A 16,955-nucleotide genomic window follows, 5' to 3' on the forward strand; every position below is an offset into this window, starting at 1 on the left:
CCCCTGTGCGGTCGGGCAGACTCGAAGCAAGCCCGAAGTGAACCGACCGGGAAGAGGGTGAGTCGCGTGGACCGCTGCATCGTCCTGGTGGACGCCGGGTATCTGCTGGGGGCGGCGGCCAGTCTCCTCGCCGGAGAGCCCTCGCGTTCCCGGATCACCGTCGACCACGCCGCCCTCATCCAGGGCCTGCGCGAGCGCGCCGAGTCCGACACGGAACGCCCCCTGCTGCGCATCTACTGGTTCGACGGCGCCCCCGACCGCGTCCCGCAGCCCGAGCACCGCAGGCTGCGCGTGATGCCCCGCGTGACCGTCCGCCTGGGCGCCCTGACCCGCAGCGACGGCCGCTGGGCACAGAAGGGCGTCGACGCCGCCATGCACGCCGAGCTGACCGAGCTGGCCCGCAACCGCGCCTGCTCCGACGTCGTGCTCGTCACCGGGGACGGGGACCTGCTGCCTGGCATGATGGCCGCCAAGGAGCACGGCGTCGCCGTACACCTGTGGGCCGTGCAGGCCGCGGACGGGGACTACAACCAGTCCGAGGACCTGGTCGCCGAGGCCGACGAGCGGCGGGTGCTCGACCGGACCTGGATCACCAAGGCCGTACGCGCGAAGGATCTCGGTGGGGTGTGTGCGCCGCCGCCCGTGCCGCGGCCGGAGATCGCCGCGATCCTGTCCGCGCCGCTGCCCGAGTCCGCGCCGGCCGCGCGCGAGCGGCCCGTCGAGGAGGGCGAGCACGCGGCGGCCGAGGCCGGTTCGCCGAACGGTACGCAGGAGCGGGTGCCCGCCGCCAAGGGCGTGCCCACCCCGAAGGACCTGGCGAGCCTGAAGGCCCCGGGCGCCGCCGCCCCCGCGCCGCAGCCCGCGAGCGCGACCCTGCGCTGGTCCTCCGACAAAGGGTGGGTCGACCGGCCGGGCGGGGCCGCCGAGTCGCCCGACGTCGCCTCGATGCCGACGCTGGCGCAGCTGACCACCGCCGAGCAGCGCTGGGCCGACCGCGAGGAGGACATCACCACGGTCGGCGGCGACCCCTTCGAGGTGGGGCAGGTCTTCGCCCGCCGCTGGATGGGCCGCCTCGGCGACCAGGGCGGCAACCTGCAGAAACTGTCCGCGATGTACCCGCGCGTCCCGCACCGCATCGACGGTGAACTGCTGCGCTACGCCGCCCGGTTCGGGCTCCTCGCGCACAAGGACGACCAGATCGACGAGCACGACCGGTACGCGATCCGGGCCGGTTTCTGGCGCGAGATCGACGTACGGACGGCCGCGGAGCACGCCCCCGCCGGGGAGTGAGCGGAGGCGGCCGGGCGGCCTGACTGCGGCACGGCTTTACCGACGAATGTGCCGTTCTCGACCGACCCGCGAGCGGGTGGTGCTCCCGGACCCCGTAGTCTCGTCCCGTGAGTACGCGCGCGGGACAGGCACTTCGACACGGTGGTGACGTCGTGTGCGCGATGCGCGGGCTCAGCAAGACCTATCCGGCGGTGCGCGGCCGACGCGGTGCGCCGGGAACCCCCGAGGTGCGGGCCACCGACGACGTGACCCTCGACATCCGCCGGGGCGAGATCTTCGGACTGCTCGGGCCGAACGGCGCCGGCAAGTCCACCCTCGTACGCCAGCTCACCGGGCTCATGCGGCCCGACGCGGGCAGCGTCGAGATCCTCGGCCACGACATCGTGCGCCACCCCGAGCGGGCCGCGCGGATCCTCGCCTACCTCGGCCAGGAGTCCTCCGCGCTCGACGAACTCACCGTGTCGCTGGCCGCCGAGACCACCGCCCGGCTGCGCGGCCTGGACCTGCGCGACGCACGGGCCGAACGGGACGCCGTACTGGACGAGTTGGGGCTCACCGCCCTTGCCGGGCGGCCGCTCAAGAAGCTGTCCGGTGGGCAGCGGCGGCTGGCGTGTGTGGCCGCCGCGCTGGTCGGGGAGCGCCCGCTGCTGGTGCTCGACGAGCCGACCACCGGGATGGATCCGGTGGCGCGCCGTGCCGTGTGGTCCGCCGTCGACCGGCGCCGGGCCGAGCGCGGGTCCACCGTGCTGCTCGTCACCCACAACGTCATCGAGGCCGAGACCGTCCTCGACCGGGTCGCCGTCCTCGACCAGGGCAAGGTCATCGCCTGCGACACCCCCGGCGGGCTCAAGGAACAGGTCGCGGGCGAGGTGCGGGTCGAGCTGGTGTGGCGGGAGAAACCGCCGCTGGACGTCCCGGAGGTCGCCGCGCTGCGGGACCGGGCCGTCGAGTCCGGCCGCCGCTGGACGCTCAGGCTGGCCCCCGAGGAGGCCCGGGTGGCCGTCGCCACGGTGACCGGCGGGGCCGCGTTCGCCGCCCTGGACGACTTCACCCTGGCCACGCCCAGCCTGGAGGACGTGTATCTGGCACTGGGCGGACACGCGCAGGGGCTGGTGAAGGCATGAGTACACGGGCCGTCGTATCCGTATGGGACAGGGCGACCGCCGTCGAATCCGTAGGGGACAGGGCGACTGTTGTCGTACCCGTACGGGACAGGACGGCTTCCGGCGTCGAGAGGAGCAGCGCGACGTGACTGTCGTATCCGCCGATGTTCTGCCGAGTGGCCCCCTGGCCGTGCCGGAGGCCGCTGCCTCGGGTGCGGCCGAACTGGGGCCGAAGGCGAGGCTGTGGCCCTCCATGGCCGCCGTGTACCGGGCCCAGCTGTCCCGGGCGCGGGTCGCGCGGATCCCGCTGCTGTTCGTCGCGACCTTCCAGTCGGTCGGCATCCTGATCATGATGCGCGGGGTCGTCGACGGCGGGAGCCACGACGCCCGGTTCGTCGTCGCCGGCTCGTCCGTGCTCGTCGTCGCCTACGTCGGGCTGAACCTGCTCGCGCAGTACTTCGGGCAGCTGCGCGCCAGCGGAGGGCTCGACCACTACGCCACCCTGCCGGTGCCGCCCGCCTCCGTGGTGCTGGGCGCGGCGGGGGCGTACGCCTCCTTCACCGTGCCGGGGACCGCGCTCACCGCCGTCTTCGGGTGCCTGCTCTTCGGGCTGCCGATGGGGAACATCTGGATCCTGGTGGCGGTGATCCCGCTCGCCGGGGCCGCGCTCGCCGGGCTCGGGGCGGCCCTCGGGCTACTCGCGCCGCGGCCCGAACTCGCCACGCTGCTCGGGCAGTTGGGTATGTCAGCGGCGCTGCTGCTCGGGGTGCTGCCGGCCGATCGGATGCCGGACGCGGTGCGTTTCCTGCGGGACCTGTTGCCGTCCACCTACGGCGTGGAGGCCTTCGCGCAGACCTTCGCGGCGCGTCCGGACTGGGCGCTCGTCCTCGGTGACCTCGCCGTATGCGCCGGAGTCGGGGTCGTCTCGCTGGCCGTCGCCGCCTGGGCCTACCGCCGGGCTGCCGTCCGGTGACGCGCCGCACAGCCGGGCCTGGCACGATGGCATTGTGACCGCACCGCTGACTCCGCCTCCGCCGCCGCGTGACCAGTCCCCGCACGATCCGTGGCAGCCGCCGGGTGACCCGGACACCTCGGGTGCCCCCGGTGACCCGGGCGCCGGCTATCCCGTGTACGCACCGCCGCAGGACGCGTCCTACGGCGCGGACGGGCCCGGGATCAGGACCGAACTGATCGAGGCCGTGATCGTCACGGTCCTCGTGGCGCTCGGCGGGGTGGTGCTCGGGGTGCTGTGGTGGTGGCTGGCTCCGCATGTGCCGCTGGTCGGGGACGTGGTCGACAAGAGCTGGGTCGTCTACCTCAAGGACTCCGAAGGGGAGCAGGCGGTGGGGGTGGACGGAACGTTCACTCTGCTCGCGGTGGGTTTTGGGGTGCTGAGCGCGCTCGCTGTGTTCTTGTGGCGGCGGCGGGGGAGTGTGCCGCTGATCGCTGCGCTGGCCTTGGGTGGGCTGCTCGCCTCCTTCCTCGCCTGGAAGTTGGGGGTGTGGCTCGGGCCCACGAAGGATGTGCTCGCGCATGCCAAGTCGGTGGGTAAGGGGGTTACGTTCTCCGCGCCGTTGAAGTTGGGGGCGAAGGGGGCGTTGCTGGCGTGGTCGGTGGCCGCGCTGGTTGTTCATCTGGGGCTGACGGCGTTGTTCGGGCCGCGGGATCCTGAGCCGGTGTATGTGCAGCAGGGGGCGCTTCCCGAGGATGGGTTCGGGGCTCCGATGCCCTAGGTTTTTTCGCCCCCGCCGCCCCTACCCGTCCCATCCCCAGGGGCTGCCGCCCCTTCCGCCCCGCCCTGGGGGCTGCGCCCCCAGACCCCGCTTCGGCCCTGAAGGGGCCTTGTCCTCAAACGCCGGACGGGCTGGATGTGCGGGCCCGCGTTGGGAGGATGCGGTACCTCGTGGCACGTGGGGTGGGCTGGTGCTCAGGTGCCGCGCCCTTGCGGGAAGTACCGCACGGGCTGGGTCTGCCGGCCTGCGTTGGGAGATTCCGGTGCGGGGCGGGTTGGGTGTGCCGGCCGGTGTTGAGGTGCCGCGCCCCTTGCGAGCCACCGCGCTGGCTGGATGTGCGGGCCGGTGCTGAGAAGCCGCGCCCGTTCGGGAGGCACCGCACAGGCTGTACGCGCTGGCCTGCGTCGAGGAGTCCCGCCCCGCCCTTCCCTGAGGAAAGTCGTGGCCCCGGAGAACGCCGGGCCGGATCCGGCCGGGGTCGTCCTTGCCCGCATTGAGAAGCCACGCCTCCTCCCCGACTCCCCGTCTCCCCGTCTCCCCGTCTCCCCAAGGGAAGTGCGGCCCCCCGGCAACGCCCGACCGGACGGAGCCCAAGCGTGTCCGCCGCCCGCGGGGAGAAGTCACCCCCGGCCGAGCCCCGCAATCGCCTACGCCGGGCGGCGCCCATGGTTGGCCCGGTGCTTCCTGATGCGCCACTTTCGTTTCCTGGTTTTCTTCGACATGCCTCTTGTGCTTAACCCAGGACGGGACCGGCGTCGAGGGGTCACGCACGGCCGATGGGGGCCAGGACCGCTTCCGTGAGGGTGGTGAGGTCCTTGGGGGAGAGTTCCACCTCCAGGCCGCGGCGGCCGGCCGAGACGCAGATCGTGGGGTGGGCGGTGGCCGAGTCGTCCAGGACCGTGCGGAGCTTTTTGCGTTGGCCGAGGGGGGAGATGCCGCCGCGGACGTAGCCCGTGGTGCGTTCGGCGAGGGTCGGGTCGGCCATCGTCGCGCGTTTGCCGCCCACCGCCGACGCGAGCGCCTTCAGGTTCAGTTGGCCCGCCACCGGGACCACCGCCACTGTCAGCGTGCCGTCCACGTCCGCGACCAGGGTCTTGAAGACGCGGTCGGGGGAGACGCCCATCGCCTCGGCCGCCTCCTCGCCGTAGGAGGGGTGGGCGGGGTCGTGGTCGTAGGAGTGGATCTCGTACGGGACCCCCGCGGCCGTCAGGGCCACGGTCGCGGGGGTGCCGCCCGACTGGTGGTTCTTCTGGTGCTGGTGCTTCGGCTTTTTCGCCATCGAAGGGACTCCGGCTCAGTTCAGGCTCGTCGGGCCTCGGGTCAGCTCCGACGCGGGCAGGGACGGCAGGTTACGGATGATGGCCGTCTCGGAGCGAAGGAGTTTCAGTTCGTCGCGCAGGCGGGAGGCGGTGTCGGGGGCCTGGAGCAGGCGTTGTTTGGTCGCCGTGTCCAGCATCATCGCCGCTGCCACCAGGTAGGAGACGACCGCCGGCTCGTCGGGGAGTTCCGCGTCGCCCGTCGAGAGCGAGCGTTCGCGGGCGCCCGCCAGGCGCTTCTGGTACTGGCGGAACGCGCGTAGCACGCCCTGCGCCAGCGCGCCTGCCTCGTCGCCCTTCTCCTCGGGCAGCTCCTCCAGCTCCGCCGTCAGGAACGGGCCCGAGGCGTCCACGGAGAGCAGCCGCATCCGGGCCGTGCCTGTCGCCAGCACCTCGAACGTGCCGTCGGCGCGTTCGCGGATCGTGGCCGCGTCGGCGACGCAGCCCACCGAGTGGAAGGCCTTGAGCGGGTCGGGGCCGAAGCCGGCCGTGGGCCCGCGCTCGGGCACGGCCGTCTGGTCGGGCATGCCCGGGGCGGTCGACGCCACCTCGTGGCCGTCGCGGATGGCCACGACGGCGAATCGGCGCGAATCCTCCTCAGGGGTCTTGAGCAGATCGCGCATCATGGCGCGATAGCGCTCCTCGAAAATGTTCAGAGGAAGCACGAGCCCCGGGAACAGAACCGAGTTCAGGGGGAAGAGGGGCAGCCGGACGGTGGTCACGGCGCAAAAGCCTAATGGTCGCCGGAGCGGGCATGTTCCCCGTGCTCACTCCGTGGATGCCCGGGAGCGTTCCCGAGGGGGCCTTGCGGGCACGGAATCGCCCGGAGGACGGGCGGAACCGGGCCACCCGGTGGCAGTTCCGAGGCCACCGCGATCCGTATGCCGTCGCGTATCTCCAGGAACCGGCCGAGCGGGTCGTCGGAGATCCGGTCCCAGGGGAAGGACGTGGCGTACGGGCCGATCAGCCGCAGTTGGTCCAGGGCGTCCGTCCAGCGTTCGAGGCGGACGAGGACGTAGGCCAGGAGGTTGCGGACCTCGGCGGGCCAGGGATCGGCCGCGGCGTAAGTGGCCGAGAGTGCTATGGCCAGGTCGGCCGCCGCGTCCAGCCGGGCGCGCGGCACCGTGGCACCGCAGCCGTCGGTCAGACAGGCGAAGGCCGCGCGCATCGGCAGCGCCTGGACGAGTGAGCCCGGCAGCGCGTCCTGCGCGGCCGGCTCGGCGAAGTCGAAGCACTCGCGGTGGGAGCAGCGGGCGGTGTGGGGCGTGTTCCCCCACTGCGCGCAGCAGGCCGCCGACAGGTACTGGAGGGCGGCCACATGGCAGCCGTAGTGGTGCGGGGAGCGGCGGACCGCCTCGCCCCACAGCCGCTCGAACTCGGGGTGTCCCGCGTTCGTGCCCCGCGCCCGGTCGAGGGCGATGCGCCACGGCACCGGATCGCGCGGCTCCGCCTCGGCCGCCGCCGCGATCAGCGGGCTCAGCCCGTGCAGCAGCTCGGCCCGGGCCGGTGATTCCCAGCAGCGGTCCAGCGCCTGCTGAGCCGTGACCAGTAGCGCGTCCGGGTCCTGCGGGGCAGCCGCGCTCCAGGCCGCCAGCCACTCGGGGCGGGAGCGGGCGAACGCGGCGAGCCGGAGCGTATGGCGGTCTCGGTCCTCCCACTCGGCGTCCGCGCGGGTCGCGGCCAGCAACTCGGCGGCCGGGCCGTACTCGCCGCGCCCGGCCGCGACGAGCACGGGCCCGAGCCGGTCGTCGGGCGCGTCGAGAAGGACCTCGTCGTCGGCCGGCAGCCCGGCGGCGAGCCGCGAGGTGGTGCTTGTCATCCGGGCGGTGCGGATGAACGCGCGCAGCAGAGCCATGGTGCCGACCATTGAATGACCGTGGATCCGGAGTGCGCCAGACCGTTTGAGCACCCCGTGGAAAGTTGTACGAGCCTCAGTCAAGCCCAGGTAAAATGTGACTGTTGTTCACCTGTTCGAGCGCTGTGCGCGACTGCTCGTCACCCCCGCCGAAGCAGCCGGGTCGCGCCCGCCGCGACCGTCGTGGCCAGGATCCAGCCCAGCAGGATCAGCACCACGGACAGCCACTGCCAGCCACCGCGCAACTGCCACTGCCCCACCTGCCCCAGGTCGATCACCGGCAGCAGCAGGTCCAGCGCGAACAGGGCGGGGCTCCACGGCGGATGCCCGTTCGCGTTCACCGGCGCGTGGTCGGCGTGCGCGAAGGCCAGCGAACTGGCCGCCCACAGCACCGCCATCCATACGGCGGCCCGGCCCGGCCGGTACCCGTAGGCGACCGTCCAGTCCTGCGCGAACCCCCACACCTTGGCCGCGACGGGCAGACTCTCCCGGCGCCGGCGCTGCTTGGCGAGCAGCACCTCCCGCGCGTCCTCGTCCTCACCGGCGTTGCGCAGCACGGTCGCGAGCCGCTCGTACGGCTCCGGGTTGTACTCGGGGGTCGCGGCGGCCACCCAGTCGAGCCGGGTCTCCAGCGGGAACGGGCCCTGCGGTACGAGGTTCTCGTACACGAAGCCGCCCATGTGGAGGTTGCCAGGACCCGGCCAACTATCCTTCCCGTCAATGAGGTTGACGATCCGCGCCCCGGACAGCACCACCTTGCCGCGCTGCGGCTTCTCCCCGAGGAAGCGCAACTCGGGCGTCTGCACCCGCAGCAGCGACAGCTCCTGGTCGTCCGTGAACGTGAACCGGGCCCGCTCCAGATCCACCGCGTCCCCGAACCGCCCGTCGTCCAGGCGCACTCCGCCCTGGCAGGTGAAACGCTGGATGCGGGTCCCGCGCGCGGGAGTCGTACCGCTGCGCCACGGGCCGCCGACGCCGGCCGGGGTGAGGTACAGGGTGCGGCCCACGGTCAACTGGGGCGCGTTCAGGGCGAGTCGGGTGTACGGGTTGGCCAGCCGGGCACCGCGCAGGCTCAGCGAGACACCCACCTTGGCACTGCGGAGGCTCAACTCACCGTGCGATTCCAGGAGTTCGGCCTGAAGATCCTGTCCTACGGTCATCCCGTCGGCGGCGATCGAACGGCCCGTGCGGTCCCGGTAGACGATCGCCTGGTTGAGCAGCAGATCGGTGCCGATGTGCGCGTCGGTGAGCCGCAGGCCGTTGTGGAAACGGCAGCGCGGCAGATGCAGATCGCCCTCCGTGTGCACCCGGGCCGCCTCCAGGCGCGGCACCGAGCAGTTCACCATCCGCATGGTCCGGAAGCGGGCCTCCGGCAACAGGATCTCCTGCTCGAACCGGCAGCCCTTCAGCTCGACGTACGGCGTCACGGTGCCGCCCGCGAGATCCAGGGTGCCGGTGACGCGCAGCCCGGTGAGCTTCAGGGAGGCCACCCGGCCGGAGAGCGGGGGCGGCCCGTCGAGGAGCAGTTGGCAGATCATGCGGGCCCGCACCGTACGTGCCTCGCCCCACGGATGCCCGCCGTGCGGATCGTCGACGGTGGCGTCGCCGCTGCTCAGGTCGTACACACTGCCGTTGCGGAAGGCCTGCCACATGCCCAGCTCGGCGGCGGTCGCATCGTCCGGGACATCCCCCGCGCGGATGCCGACACCCTCGGTCACTGCTCTTTCATCCCTCTCGACTGCTTACGGGTTTCGCACAGCTGTTCATGCCCGCTGAGTAACGCCCGGAACACTAGACGTGCTGTGCTTTGTGGGGGGACACCCCCCCCCACCCCCTGATCTTCCGGGTTCCGGCCACGTTCTGTATCAGCCATTGATACGCGCGGACGACGCCCGATCTCAGTCTGAGAGAATTGCTTGGTGATCTCCCGAATCGATCTGCGCGGTGACGCCCTCCCCGAAGGGCCCGCCCTGCGCGACCTGCTGCCCCGAGCCGACTTCGACGTTTCGGCCGCCCTGGAGAAGGTGCGGCCGATCTGCGAGGCCGTGCATCATCGGGGCGACGCGGCGCTGATCGACTTCGCCGAGAAGTTCGACGGCGTGCGGCTGGAATCGGTACGGGTCCCGGCGCGGGCCCTCAGCGACGCGCTGGAACAGCTCGACCCGGCCGTCCGCGCGGCTCTGGAGGAGTCCATCCGGCGCGCCCGGCTCGTCCACCGCGAGCAGCGCCGTACGACCCGCACCACCCAGGTCGTGCCGGGTGGTTCCGTCACCGAGAAGTGGGTGCCGGTCGACCGGGTGGGGCTGTACGCGCCCGGCGGACGGTCGGTCTACCCGTCCTCCGTGATCATGAACGTCGTCCCGGCCCAGGAGGCAGGCGTCGGCTCCGTCGCGCTCGCCTCCCCGCCGCAGGCGGACTTCGGCGGCCTGCCGCACCCGACGATCCTCGCCGCCTGCGCCCTGCTCGGTGTCGACGAGGTCTACGCCGTCGGCGGCGCCCAGGCCGTCGCGATGTTCGCCCACGGCACCGAGTCCTGCGCGCCCGCCAACATGGTCACCGGCCCCGGCAACATCTGGGTCGCCGCCGCCAAGCGCTACTTCACCGGCAAGATCGGCATCGACACCGAGGCCGGACCCACCGAGATCGCGGTCCTCGCCGACGACACCGCCGACCCGGTGCACGTCGCCGCCGACCTGATCAGCCAGGCCGAGCACGACCCGCTCGCCGCCGCCGTCCTGGTCACGGACTCCGTCGCGCTGGCGGACGCGGTCGAGAAGGAACTCGAACCGCAGGTCGCGGCCACCAAGCACATCGAGGACCGGATCGCCCCGGCACTGGCCGGCCGGCAGTCCGCGATCGTCCTCGTCGACGGCATCGAGGAGGGGCTGCGGGTCGTCGACGCGTACGGCGCCGAGCACCTGGAGATCCAGACGGCGGACGCGGCTGCCGTCGCCGACCGGGTCCGGAACGCGGGCGCGATCTTCGTCGGCCCCTGGGCACCCGTCTCCCTCGGCGACTACGCGGCCGGCTCCAACCACGTGCTGCCGACCGGCGGTTGCGCCTGCCACTCCTCGGGGCTCTCCGTGCAGTCCTTCCTCCGGGGCATCCACATCGTCGACTACACGAAGGACGCGCTGGCCGACGTGGCGCATCACGTGGTGACGCTGGCGGAGGCGGAGGACCTGCCCGCGCACGGCGCGGCGGTCAAGGCCAGGTTTGTCGGAGACGAACGAATGTCGCGTGGTTGGAAGGTGCCCGGCAAGTGAGCTTCGGAATCGACGATCTTCCCGTACGGGACGAACTGCGCGGCAAGTCCCCTTATGGCGCGCCCCAGTTGGACGTCCCCGTACGGCTGAACACCAACGAGAACCCCTACCCGCTGCCCGAGGCGCTGGTCGAGCGGATCGCCGAGCGCGTCCGCGAGGCCGCCCGCGACCTCAACCGCTACCCGGACCGGGACGCGGTCGAGTTGCGCACCGAGCTGGCCAACTACCTCACGAAGACCGGGAGTCACCGGGTCGGCGTCGAGAACGTGTGGGCGGCCAACGGTTCCAACGAGGTCATCCAGCAACTGCTCCAGACCTTCGGCGGGCCCGGCCGTACGGCCATCGGCTTCGAGCCGTCGTACTCGATGCACGCGCTCATCGCGCGCGGCACGGGCACGGGCTGGATCTCCGGGCCGCGCAACGCGGACTTCACCATCGATGTCGCCGCCGCCGAGCGGTGGATCGCGGAGAACAAGCCCGACGTCGTGTTCGTCACGACCCCCAACAACCCCACGGGCAACGCCGTTCCGCCCGAGACGGTGCTCGCGCTGTACGAAGCGGCGCAGGCCGCCAAGCCGTCGATGGTGATCGTCGACGAGGCGTACATCGAGTTCAGCCACGGCGAGTCGCTGCTGCCGCTGCTCGAAGGTCGGCCGAATCTCGTCGTCTCCCGGACCATGTCGAAGGCGTTCGGCGCGGCGGGCCTGCGCCTCGGCTATCTCGCCGCGCACCCGGCGGTCGTCGACGCCGTCCAACTCGTACGGCTGCCCTACCACTTGTCGGCCGTCACCCAGGCGACCGCGCTGGCCGCCCTGGAGCACACCGACACCCTGCTCGGGTACGTGGAGCAGCTGAAGGGCGAACGGGACAGGCTGGTGCGGGAGTTGCGCGCCCTCGGCTGTGAAGTCGTCGAGTCCGACGCGAACTTCGTGCAGTTCGGCCGGTTCGCGGACTCCCACACCGCCTGGCAGGCGATCCTCGACCGGGGCGTCCTGGTCCGGGACAACGGCATCCCGGGGTGGCTGCGGGTCTCCGCCGGAACCCCCGAGGAGAACGACGCGTTCCTCGACGCGGTCCGTGAGCTACCGAGTTCTGTGGGGGACACCCCCACACCCCCGAAGGAGCAGAGCACATGAACCGCGTAGGACGTGTGGAGCGGACGACCAAGGAGACGTCGGTCCTCGTCGAGATCGATCTCGACGGCTACGGCAAGGTCGACGTGTCGACAGGGGTCGGCTTCTACGACCACATGCTCGACCAGCTCGGCCGGCACGGTCTGTTCGACCTCACCGTGAAGACCGAGGGCGATCTCCACATCGACTCGCACCACACCATCGAGGACACCGCCCTCGCCCTCGGCGCCGCCTTCAAGCAGGCGCTCGGCGACAAGGTCGGGATCTACCGGTTCGGCAACTGCACGGTCCCGCTGGACGAGTCCCTCGCCCAGGTGACCGTGGACCTCTCCGGCCGGCCGTACCTCGTGCACACCGAGCCCGAGAACATGGCGCCGATGATCGGCGAGTACGACACCACGATGACCCGGCACATCCTGGAGTCCTTCGTCGCCCAGGCCCAGATCGCGCTGCACGTGCACGTGCCGTACGGGCGCAACGCGCACCACATCGTGGAGTGCCAGTTCAAGGCCCTCGCGCGCGCCCTGCGGTACGCCTCCGAGCGCGACCCGCGCGCGGCCGGCATCCTCCCCTCCACGAAGGGCGCGCTGTGACCGGCCTGTCGAGCCTCCTGATCGTCGTCGGACTCTTCCTCCTCGGCGGGGTCTACTCCTTCGTCAAGCAGAAGATGCCGGCGAGCCTCATCGTGCTGGTCTCCATCGGCGCCTCGATGTGTCTGGTCGCGGGGGTCATGCGATTGGCGGTGTGGAATTGAGTCCGGCGAAACGAGTAGTCGTCTTTGACTACGGCTTCGGGAACGTCCGGTCCGCCGAGCGTGCCCTCGCGCGCACGGGTGCCGAGGTCGAGATCACGCGTGACTACGACAAGGCGATGAACGCGGACGGGCTGCTGGTGCCCGGCGTCGGCGCCTTCGCCGCCTGCATGGAGGGTCTGCGCTCGGCACGCGGCGACTGGATCGTCGGCCGGCGACTGGCCGGCGGACGCCCGGTGCTCGGCATCTGCGTGGGCATGCAGATCCTGTTCGCGCGCGGCATCGAGCACGGCGTCGAGACCGAGGGCCTGGACGAGTGGCCCGGCTCGGTCGAGCCGTTGCAGGCCGAGATCGTGCCCCACATGGGCTGGAACACCGTCGACACCCCGGCGGGCTCCCAGCTCTTCGCGGGCCTCGACGCGGACGCGCGCTTCTACTTCGTGCACTCCTACGCCGTCCACGACTGGTCCCTCGACGTCGAGAACCCGGCGATGCGCGCCCCCCTGGTGACCTGGTCGACGCACGGCAAGCCCTTCGTGGCCGCCGTGGAGAACGGCGCCCTGTGGGCCACCCAGTTCCACCCCGAGAAGTCCGGCGACGCCGGAGCGCAGTTGTTGAACAATTGGATCGGAACCCTCTGATGCCTTCGAAGCTCGAACTCCTTCCCGCCGTGGACGTCCGCGACGGCCAGGCCGTCCGCCTCGTCCACGGTGAGTCCGGGACCGAGACCTCCTACGGCTCCCCGCTGGAGGCCGCCCTCGCCTGGCAGCGCTCCGGCGCCGAGTGGCTGCACCTCGTCGACCTGGACGCCGCGTTCGGCACCGGCGACAACCGCAAGCTCATCGCCGAGGTCGCCGGCGCCATGGACATCAAGGTCGAGCTGTCCGGCGGCATCCGCGACGACGACACCCTCGCCGCAGCCCTCGCCACCGGGTGCACCCGGGTGAACCTCGGCACCGCCGCGCTGGAGACCCCGGAGTGGGTCGCCAAGGTCATCGCCGAGCACGGCGACAAGATCGCGGTCGGTCTCGACGTACGCGGAACGACCCTGCGCGGACGCGGCTGGACCCGTGACGGCGGCGACCTCTACGAGACGCTGGACCGCCTCAACTCCGAGGGCTGCGCCCGGTACGTGGTCACCGACATCGCCAAGGACGGCACCCTCCAGGGCCCCAACCTGGAGCTGCTGCGCAACGTCTGCGCGGCGACCGACCGCCCGGTCGTGGCCTCCGGCGGAGTGTCCTCCCTGGACGACCTGCGGGCCATCGCCGAGCTGGTCCCGCTCGGTGTCGAGGGCTCCATCGTCGGGAAGGCCCTCTACGCGAAGGCGTTCACCCTGGAAGAGGCATTGGAGGCGGTGGCCCTGTGACCGAGCTACGACGCGTCGCGACCGGCGCGCCCTGGGAGGACGCCTTCGGCTACTCCCGCGCGGTGCAGCTGCCGAACGGCCTGGTGCTGGTCTCCGGGTGCACGTCGATAGTGGACGGCGAGATCGCCGGGGGCGGTCCCTACGAGCAGACGGTCAACGCGTTCAACGTCGCGTTCGCGGCGCTGGAGCGACTGGGTCTCGGCCCGGGCGATGTGGTGCGCACCCGTATGTACATCACCCACGCCCGGGACGTCGAGGACGTGGGCCGCGCACACAAGGAACTCTTCGACGCGATCCGGCCCGCCGCGTCGATGATCATCGTGTCCGGCTTCGTCGACCCGAGCCTGGTCGTCGAGGTCGAGGTGGAGGCCTACCGGGACCCGGCGGCGCCGCGCGGGGAGGGCTCGTCATGACCCTCGCCGTACGCGTGATCCCCTGCCTGGACGTCGACAACGGCCGCGTCGTCAAGGGCGTCAACTTCCAGAACCTGCGCGACGCGGGCGACCCCGTCGAGATGGCCAAGGTCTACGACGCCGAGGGCGCCGACGAGCTGACCTTCCTGGACATCACCGCGTCCTCCGGCAACCGTGAGACGACCTACGACGTGGTCCGCCGCACCGCCGAGCAGGTCTTCATCCCGCTCACGGTCGGCGGCGGCGTCCGCACGGCCGAGGACGTGGACAAGCTGCTGCGGGCGGGCGCGGACAAGGTCGGCGTCAACACGGCGGCGATCAACCGGCCGGAGCTGATCAAGGAGATCGCGGAGCGGTTCGGCCGCCAGGTCCTGGTCCTGTCGGTGGACGCGCGGCGGACTTCCGAGGGTTCCTTCGAGGTGACCACCCACGGCGGTCGCAAGGGCACCGGCATCGACGCCGTCGAATGGGCGCACCGGGCCGCGGAGTTGGGGGCGGGGGAGATCCTGCTCAACTCGATGGACGCGGACGGCACGAAGGACGGCTACGACCTGGAGATGATCGCGGCGGTCCGCAAGCACGTGACCGTACCGGTCATCGCCTCGGGCGGCGCGGGCAAGCTCGCGGACTTCCCGCCGGCGGTGGCGGCGGGCGCGGACGCGGTGCTGGCGGCTTCCGTCTTCCACTTCGGCGACCTGCGGATCGGCGAGGTCAAGCAGGCGTTGCGGGAGGCGGGACACCCCGTCAGGTGAGGTCTTCTGCGGTGATGTAAGCCCCGGCTGCATGGTGGTCGGGGCTTACTTGTGGGGAGATGCGAAAGAAACATTGCGCAATTTTCCTTTCGTATCTAGTCTGCGAGTGTGACTGACAGGGAGAGAGACCGCCGGATCAAGGACGTGGGGACGCTCAAGGCCATCGCGCACCCGCTGCGGGCACAGTTGTACCGGCTGTTGATCCTCACCCGGGTGGCGACCGCCTCCCAGCTCGCCGACCAGGTCGACGAGGCTCCCTCGCTGGTCAGCTACCACCTGCGCAAGCTGGCCGAGCACGGTCTGATCGAGGAGGCCGAGCCGCGCAGCGGGGACGGGCGGGAGCGGTGGTGGCAGCCCGCGTCCGAGGGCGTGAGCATCCGGGACGAGGACTTCCGGGACGCCCCGGAGAAGGCCGCCGCGCACACCGCGGCCAGCCGCCTCTTCTTCGACCAGCACGTCGACATGTACCGGCGCTACCTCGACGGGCGTGCCCACTGGAGCGACGAGTGGACGTCGGCGGCCGACAGTTCCGAGTGGCTGCTGCGGCTCACCCCCGCCGAACTCGCCGAGCTGTCAAAGGAGATGTACGAGGTCGTCCGCCGGTACGAGGAGAGCGGCCGGGCCGCCGTCGCCGCCGGTGACACCGAGGGGCGCGAGAACGTCGCGGTGCACACGTACGGCTTCCCGTTCCGCGTCTGAGCCCCGGAGAGGACGAACTCCCGTGCCCGCCAAGCTCATAGCCCCCGGCACAGTCACCGACAGACCCGCTCACCGCGACCCGAACGTCCTGCGCTGGCTCGGTGCCTACGCCGCGTCGATGGCCGGCGACGGGATCTACTACATCGCCCTCTCCTGGGCCGCCGTACAGGCCGGATCCCCGGCGCAGGCGGGCCTGGTGATGACGGTCAGCGCGCTGCCGCGTGCCGTGCTGATGCTGGGCGGTGGAGTGATCGCCGACCGCTTCGGTCCGCGCCGGGTCGTCATCGGCAGCGACGCGGTGCGCTGCGCGGCCGTACTCGCCGTGGCCGCGCTGCTGTTCCTCACCGGCCCGGGGCTGTGGCCGCTCGCCGCGCTCGCCCTGGTCTTCGGCATCGTGGACGCCGTCTTCGTGCCCGCCGTGGGTGCCTTGCCCGCGCGCATCACCGGTAAGGGACAACTCGCCCGGGTGCAGGGCATGCGAGGCCTCGCGTACCGGTTCGCCGTGGTCTTCGGCGCCCCGCTCGGCGGTCTCGCCGTGGCGTTCGGGGGAGCGGCGGCCGCGTTCGTGACCGCCGGGCTGCTGATCGCCGTGTCGGTACCCCTGCTGATCTCGGTACGGGTCCGGGAGCTGCCGCCGGACGACACGGCCACGGTCGGCACGACCACCGCGTGGCGCGACCTGGCCACCGGGCTCCGCTACGTCCGCCGTCACCGTGTCGTAGCGCCCCTGATGCTGGCCATCGCCCTCGGCGACCTCGGCTTCGTCGGCCCGCTCAACGTGGGCCTGACCCTGCTCGCCGACGAGCGGGGCTGGGGGGCGTCCGGCATGGGCTGGGTGCTCGCCGGGTTCGGGGTCGGCGCGGGCATCGCCTCGATGACGCTGACCGTGCGGGGGCGGCTGCCGTACGCCGGGCGGGTCGCCGGTTGCTCGATCATCGCCGGGGCCGTCGCGATCGGCGCCCTGGCCTACGTCCCGAGCGTCCTCGGGGCAGTCGGCGTCGCCCTGCTCATCGGGCTGCTCGCCGGGCTCAGCGGCGCCGTCTGTGTGGCCCTGCTCCAGACCCACTCCGCCCCCGCCTACCTCGGCCGCGTCACCGCCGTCGCCAGCCTGGCCAGCCTCGGGTTCGCCCCGCTGAGCATGCCGCTGTCGGCCGCCGCGATCGGCGCGTGGGGCACCGGCCCGGTGTTCGTGGTCAGCGCGGTGGTCTGCGGACTGGGCGGGGTCATCGCCCTCTCCGTCCGCGACCTGCGCCGGGCCGAACTGCCCCACTGACC

Annotated in this window: 18 protein-coding genes; 14 read left to right on the forward strand and 4 right to left on the reverse strand. The window is 71.8% G+C overall.

Annotated elements, in window-relative coordinates:
- Window positions 1-66: 66 nt before the first annotated feature.
- The 4 genes from ACIRRY_RS10720 to ACIRRY_RS10735 all read left to right on the forward strand — a co-directional run bounded on the left by ACIRRY_RS10720 (window position 67) and on the right by ACIRRY_RS10735 (window position 4,126).
- The gene (locus tag ACIRRY_RS10720; RefSeq protein WP_403970422.1) at window positions 67-1,290 is read left to right on the forward strand and encodes an NYN domain-containing protein; all 1,224 of its coding nucleotides are present in this window, start codon (window positions 67-69) and stop codon (window positions 1,288-1,290) included.
- 152 nt (window positions 1,291-1,442) lie between these two features.
- Window positions 1,443-2,414 carry an ABC transporter ATP-binding protein gene (locus ACIRRY_RS10725; protein ID WP_403970889.1) on the forward strand — a complete coding sequence of 324 codons (972 nt, stop codon included), beginning with the start codon at window positions 1,443-1,445 and terminating at the stop codon, window positions 2,412-2,414.
- Window positions 2,415-2,538: 124 nt separating this feature from the next.
- Window positions 2,539-3,366, forward strand: coding sequence for an ABC transporter permease (locus ACIRRY_RS10730; protein ID WP_403970425.1), 828 nt, complete (start codon window positions 2,539-2,541; stop codon window positions 3,364-3,366).
- 34 nt (window positions 3,367-3,400) lie between these two features.
- Entirely contained in the window at window positions 3,401-4,126 is a 726-nt protein-coding gene (locus tag ACIRRY_RS10735) for a hypothetical protein (RefSeq protein ID WP_403970428.1), read from the forward strand.
- Window positions 4,127-4,889: 763 nt separating this feature from the next.
- Here the strand turns inward: ACIRRY_RS10735 and ybaK are convergent.
- From ybaK to ACIRRY_RS10755, 4 genes are all read right to left on the reverse strand, one after another.
- Window positions 4,890-5,405, reverse strand: coding sequence for a Cys-tRNA(Pro) deacylase (gene ybaK / locus ACIRRY_RS10740; RefSeq protein ID WP_403970431.1), 516 nt, complete (start codon window positions 5,403-5,405; stop codon window positions 4,890-4,892).
- A 15-nt stretch (window positions 5,406-5,420) separates the two neighbouring features.
- A complete protein-coding gene (locus ACIRRY_RS10745) occupies window positions 5,421-6,164 on the reverse strand; it encodes an LON peptidase substrate-binding domain-containing protein (protein WP_403970434.1) in 744 nt (247 codons plus the stop codon).
- Between the two features lie 11 nt (window positions 6,165-6,175).
- The gene (locus ACIRRY_RS10750) at window positions 6,176-7,309 is read right to left on the reverse strand and encodes a hypothetical protein (protein WP_403970436.1); all 1,134 of its coding nucleotides are present in this window, start codon (window positions 7,307-7,309) and stop codon (window positions 6,176-6,178) included.
- 128 nt (window positions 7,310-7,437) lie between these two features.
- Window positions 7,438-9,015, reverse strand: a complete 1,578-nt coding sequence (locus ACIRRY_RS10755; RefSeq protein ID WP_403970439.1) for an oxidoreductase — start codon at window positions 9,013-9,015, stop codon at window positions 7,438-7,440.
- A 201-nt stretch (window positions 9,016-9,216) separates the two neighbouring features.
- On the opposite strand from ACIRRY_RS10755, the gene hisD reads away from it, so the two are divergent.
- The 10 genes from hisD to ACIRRY_RS10805 all read left to right on the forward strand — a co-directional run bounded on the left by hisD (window position 9,217) and on the right by ACIRRY_RS10805 (window position 16,953).
- The gene (gene hisD / locus ACIRRY_RS10760; RefSeq protein WP_403970442.1) at window positions 9,217-10,563 is read left to right on the forward strand and encodes a histidinol dehydrogenase; all 1,347 of its coding nucleotides are present in this window, start codon (window positions 9,217-9,219) and stop codon (window positions 10,561-10,563) included.
- A complete protein-coding gene (locus ACIRRY_RS10765) occupies window positions 10,560-11,699 on the forward strand; it encodes a histidinol-phosphate transaminase (protein WP_403970445.1) in 1,140 nt (379 codons plus the stop codon). Before hisD ends, ACIRRY_RS10765 begins: the two co-directional genes overlap by 4 nt.
- Window positions 11,696-12,289: an imidazoleglycerol-phosphate dehydratase HisB gene (gene hisB, locus ACIRRY_RS10770; RefSeq protein ID WP_403970448.1), complete on the forward strand. Its 594-nt coding sequence runs from the start codon at window positions 11,696-11,698 to the stop codon at window positions 12,287-12,289. The genes ACIRRY_RS10765 and hisB overlap by 4 nt, the downstream gene beginning before the upstream one ends.
- Window positions 12,286-12,450, forward strand: coding sequence for a hypothetical protein (locus ACIRRY_RS10775; RefSeq protein ID WP_403970451.1), 165 nt, complete (start codon window positions 12,286-12,288; stop codon window positions 12,448-12,450). Before hisB ends, ACIRRY_RS10775 begins: the two co-directional genes overlap by 4 nt.
- Complete coding sequence (hisH, locus tag ACIRRY_RS10780; RefSeq protein WP_403970454.1) at window positions 12,441-13,088, forward strand: imidazole glycerol phosphate synthase subunit HisH; 648 nt, start codon at window positions 12,441-12,443, stop codon at window positions 13,086-13,088. The genes ACIRRY_RS10775 and hisH overlap by 10 nt, the downstream gene beginning before the upstream one ends.
- Window positions 13,088-13,816 (forward strand): bifunctional 1-(5-phosphoribosyl)-5-((5-phosphoribosylamino)methylideneamino)imidazole-4-carboxamide isomerase/phosphoribosylanthranilate isomerase PriA, encoded by a 729-nt coding sequence (gene priA, locus ACIRRY_RS10785; protein WP_403970457.1) that lies wholly within the window; start codon window positions 13,088-13,090, stop codon window positions 13,814-13,816. The genes hisH and priA overlap by 1 nt, the downstream gene beginning before the upstream one ends.
- The gene (locus tag ACIRRY_RS10790) at window positions 13,813-14,229 is read left to right on the forward strand and encodes a RidA family protein (protein ID WP_403970459.1); all 417 of its coding nucleotides are present in this window, start codon (window positions 13,813-13,815) and stop codon (window positions 14,227-14,229) included. The genes priA and ACIRRY_RS10790 overlap by 4 nt, the downstream gene beginning before the upstream one ends.
- Window positions 14,226-14,981 carry an imidazole glycerol phosphate synthase subunit HisF gene (hisF, locus tag ACIRRY_RS10795; RefSeq protein WP_403970462.1) on the forward strand — a complete coding sequence of 252 codons (756 nt, stop codon included), beginning with the start codon at window positions 14,226-14,228 and terminating at the stop codon, window positions 14,979-14,981. Before ACIRRY_RS10790 ends, hisF begins: the two co-directional genes overlap by 4 nt.
- A 108-nt stretch (window positions 14,982-15,089) precedes the next feature.
- Complete coding sequence (locus ACIRRY_RS10800; protein WP_403970465.1) at window positions 15,090-15,680, forward strand: ArsR/SmtB family transcription factor; 591 nt, start codon at window positions 15,090-15,092, stop codon at window positions 15,678-15,680.
- A gap of 22 nt (window positions 15,681-15,702) precedes the next feature.
- Window positions 15,703-16,953, forward strand: coding sequence for an MFS transporter (locus tag ACIRRY_RS10805; protein ID WP_403970468.1), 1,251 nt, complete (start codon window positions 15,703-15,705; stop codon window positions 16,951-16,953).
- Window positions 16,954-16,955 lie beyond the last annotated feature (2 nt).

The sequence above is a fragment of the Streptomyces sp. NPDC101776 genome, assembly GCF_044766845.1.
Taxonomy (GTDB): Bacteria; Actinomycetota; Actinomycetes; order Streptomycetales; family Streptomycetaceae; genus Streptomyces.

Coding starts and splice junctions, on each gene's coding strand:
- hisF (WP_403970462.1), top strand. CDS start 14,226: ATGACCCTCGCCGTACGCGTGATCCCCTGCCTGGACGTCGACAACGGC.
- ACIRRY_RS10750 (WP_403970436.1), bottom strand. CDS start 7,309: ATGGTCGGCACCATGGCTCTGCTGCGCGCGTTCATCCGCACCGCCCGG.
- ybaK (WP_403970431.1), bottom strand. CDS start 5,405: ATGGCGAAAAAGCCGAAGCACCAGCACCAGAAGAACCACCAGTCGGGC.
- hisB (WP_403970448.1), top strand. CDS start 11,696: ATGAACCGCGTAGGACGTGTGGAGCGGACGACCAAGGAGACGTCGGTC.
- priA (WP_403970457.1), top strand. CDS start 13,088: ATGCCTTCGAAGCTCGAACTCCTTCCCGCCGTGGACGTCCGCGACGGC.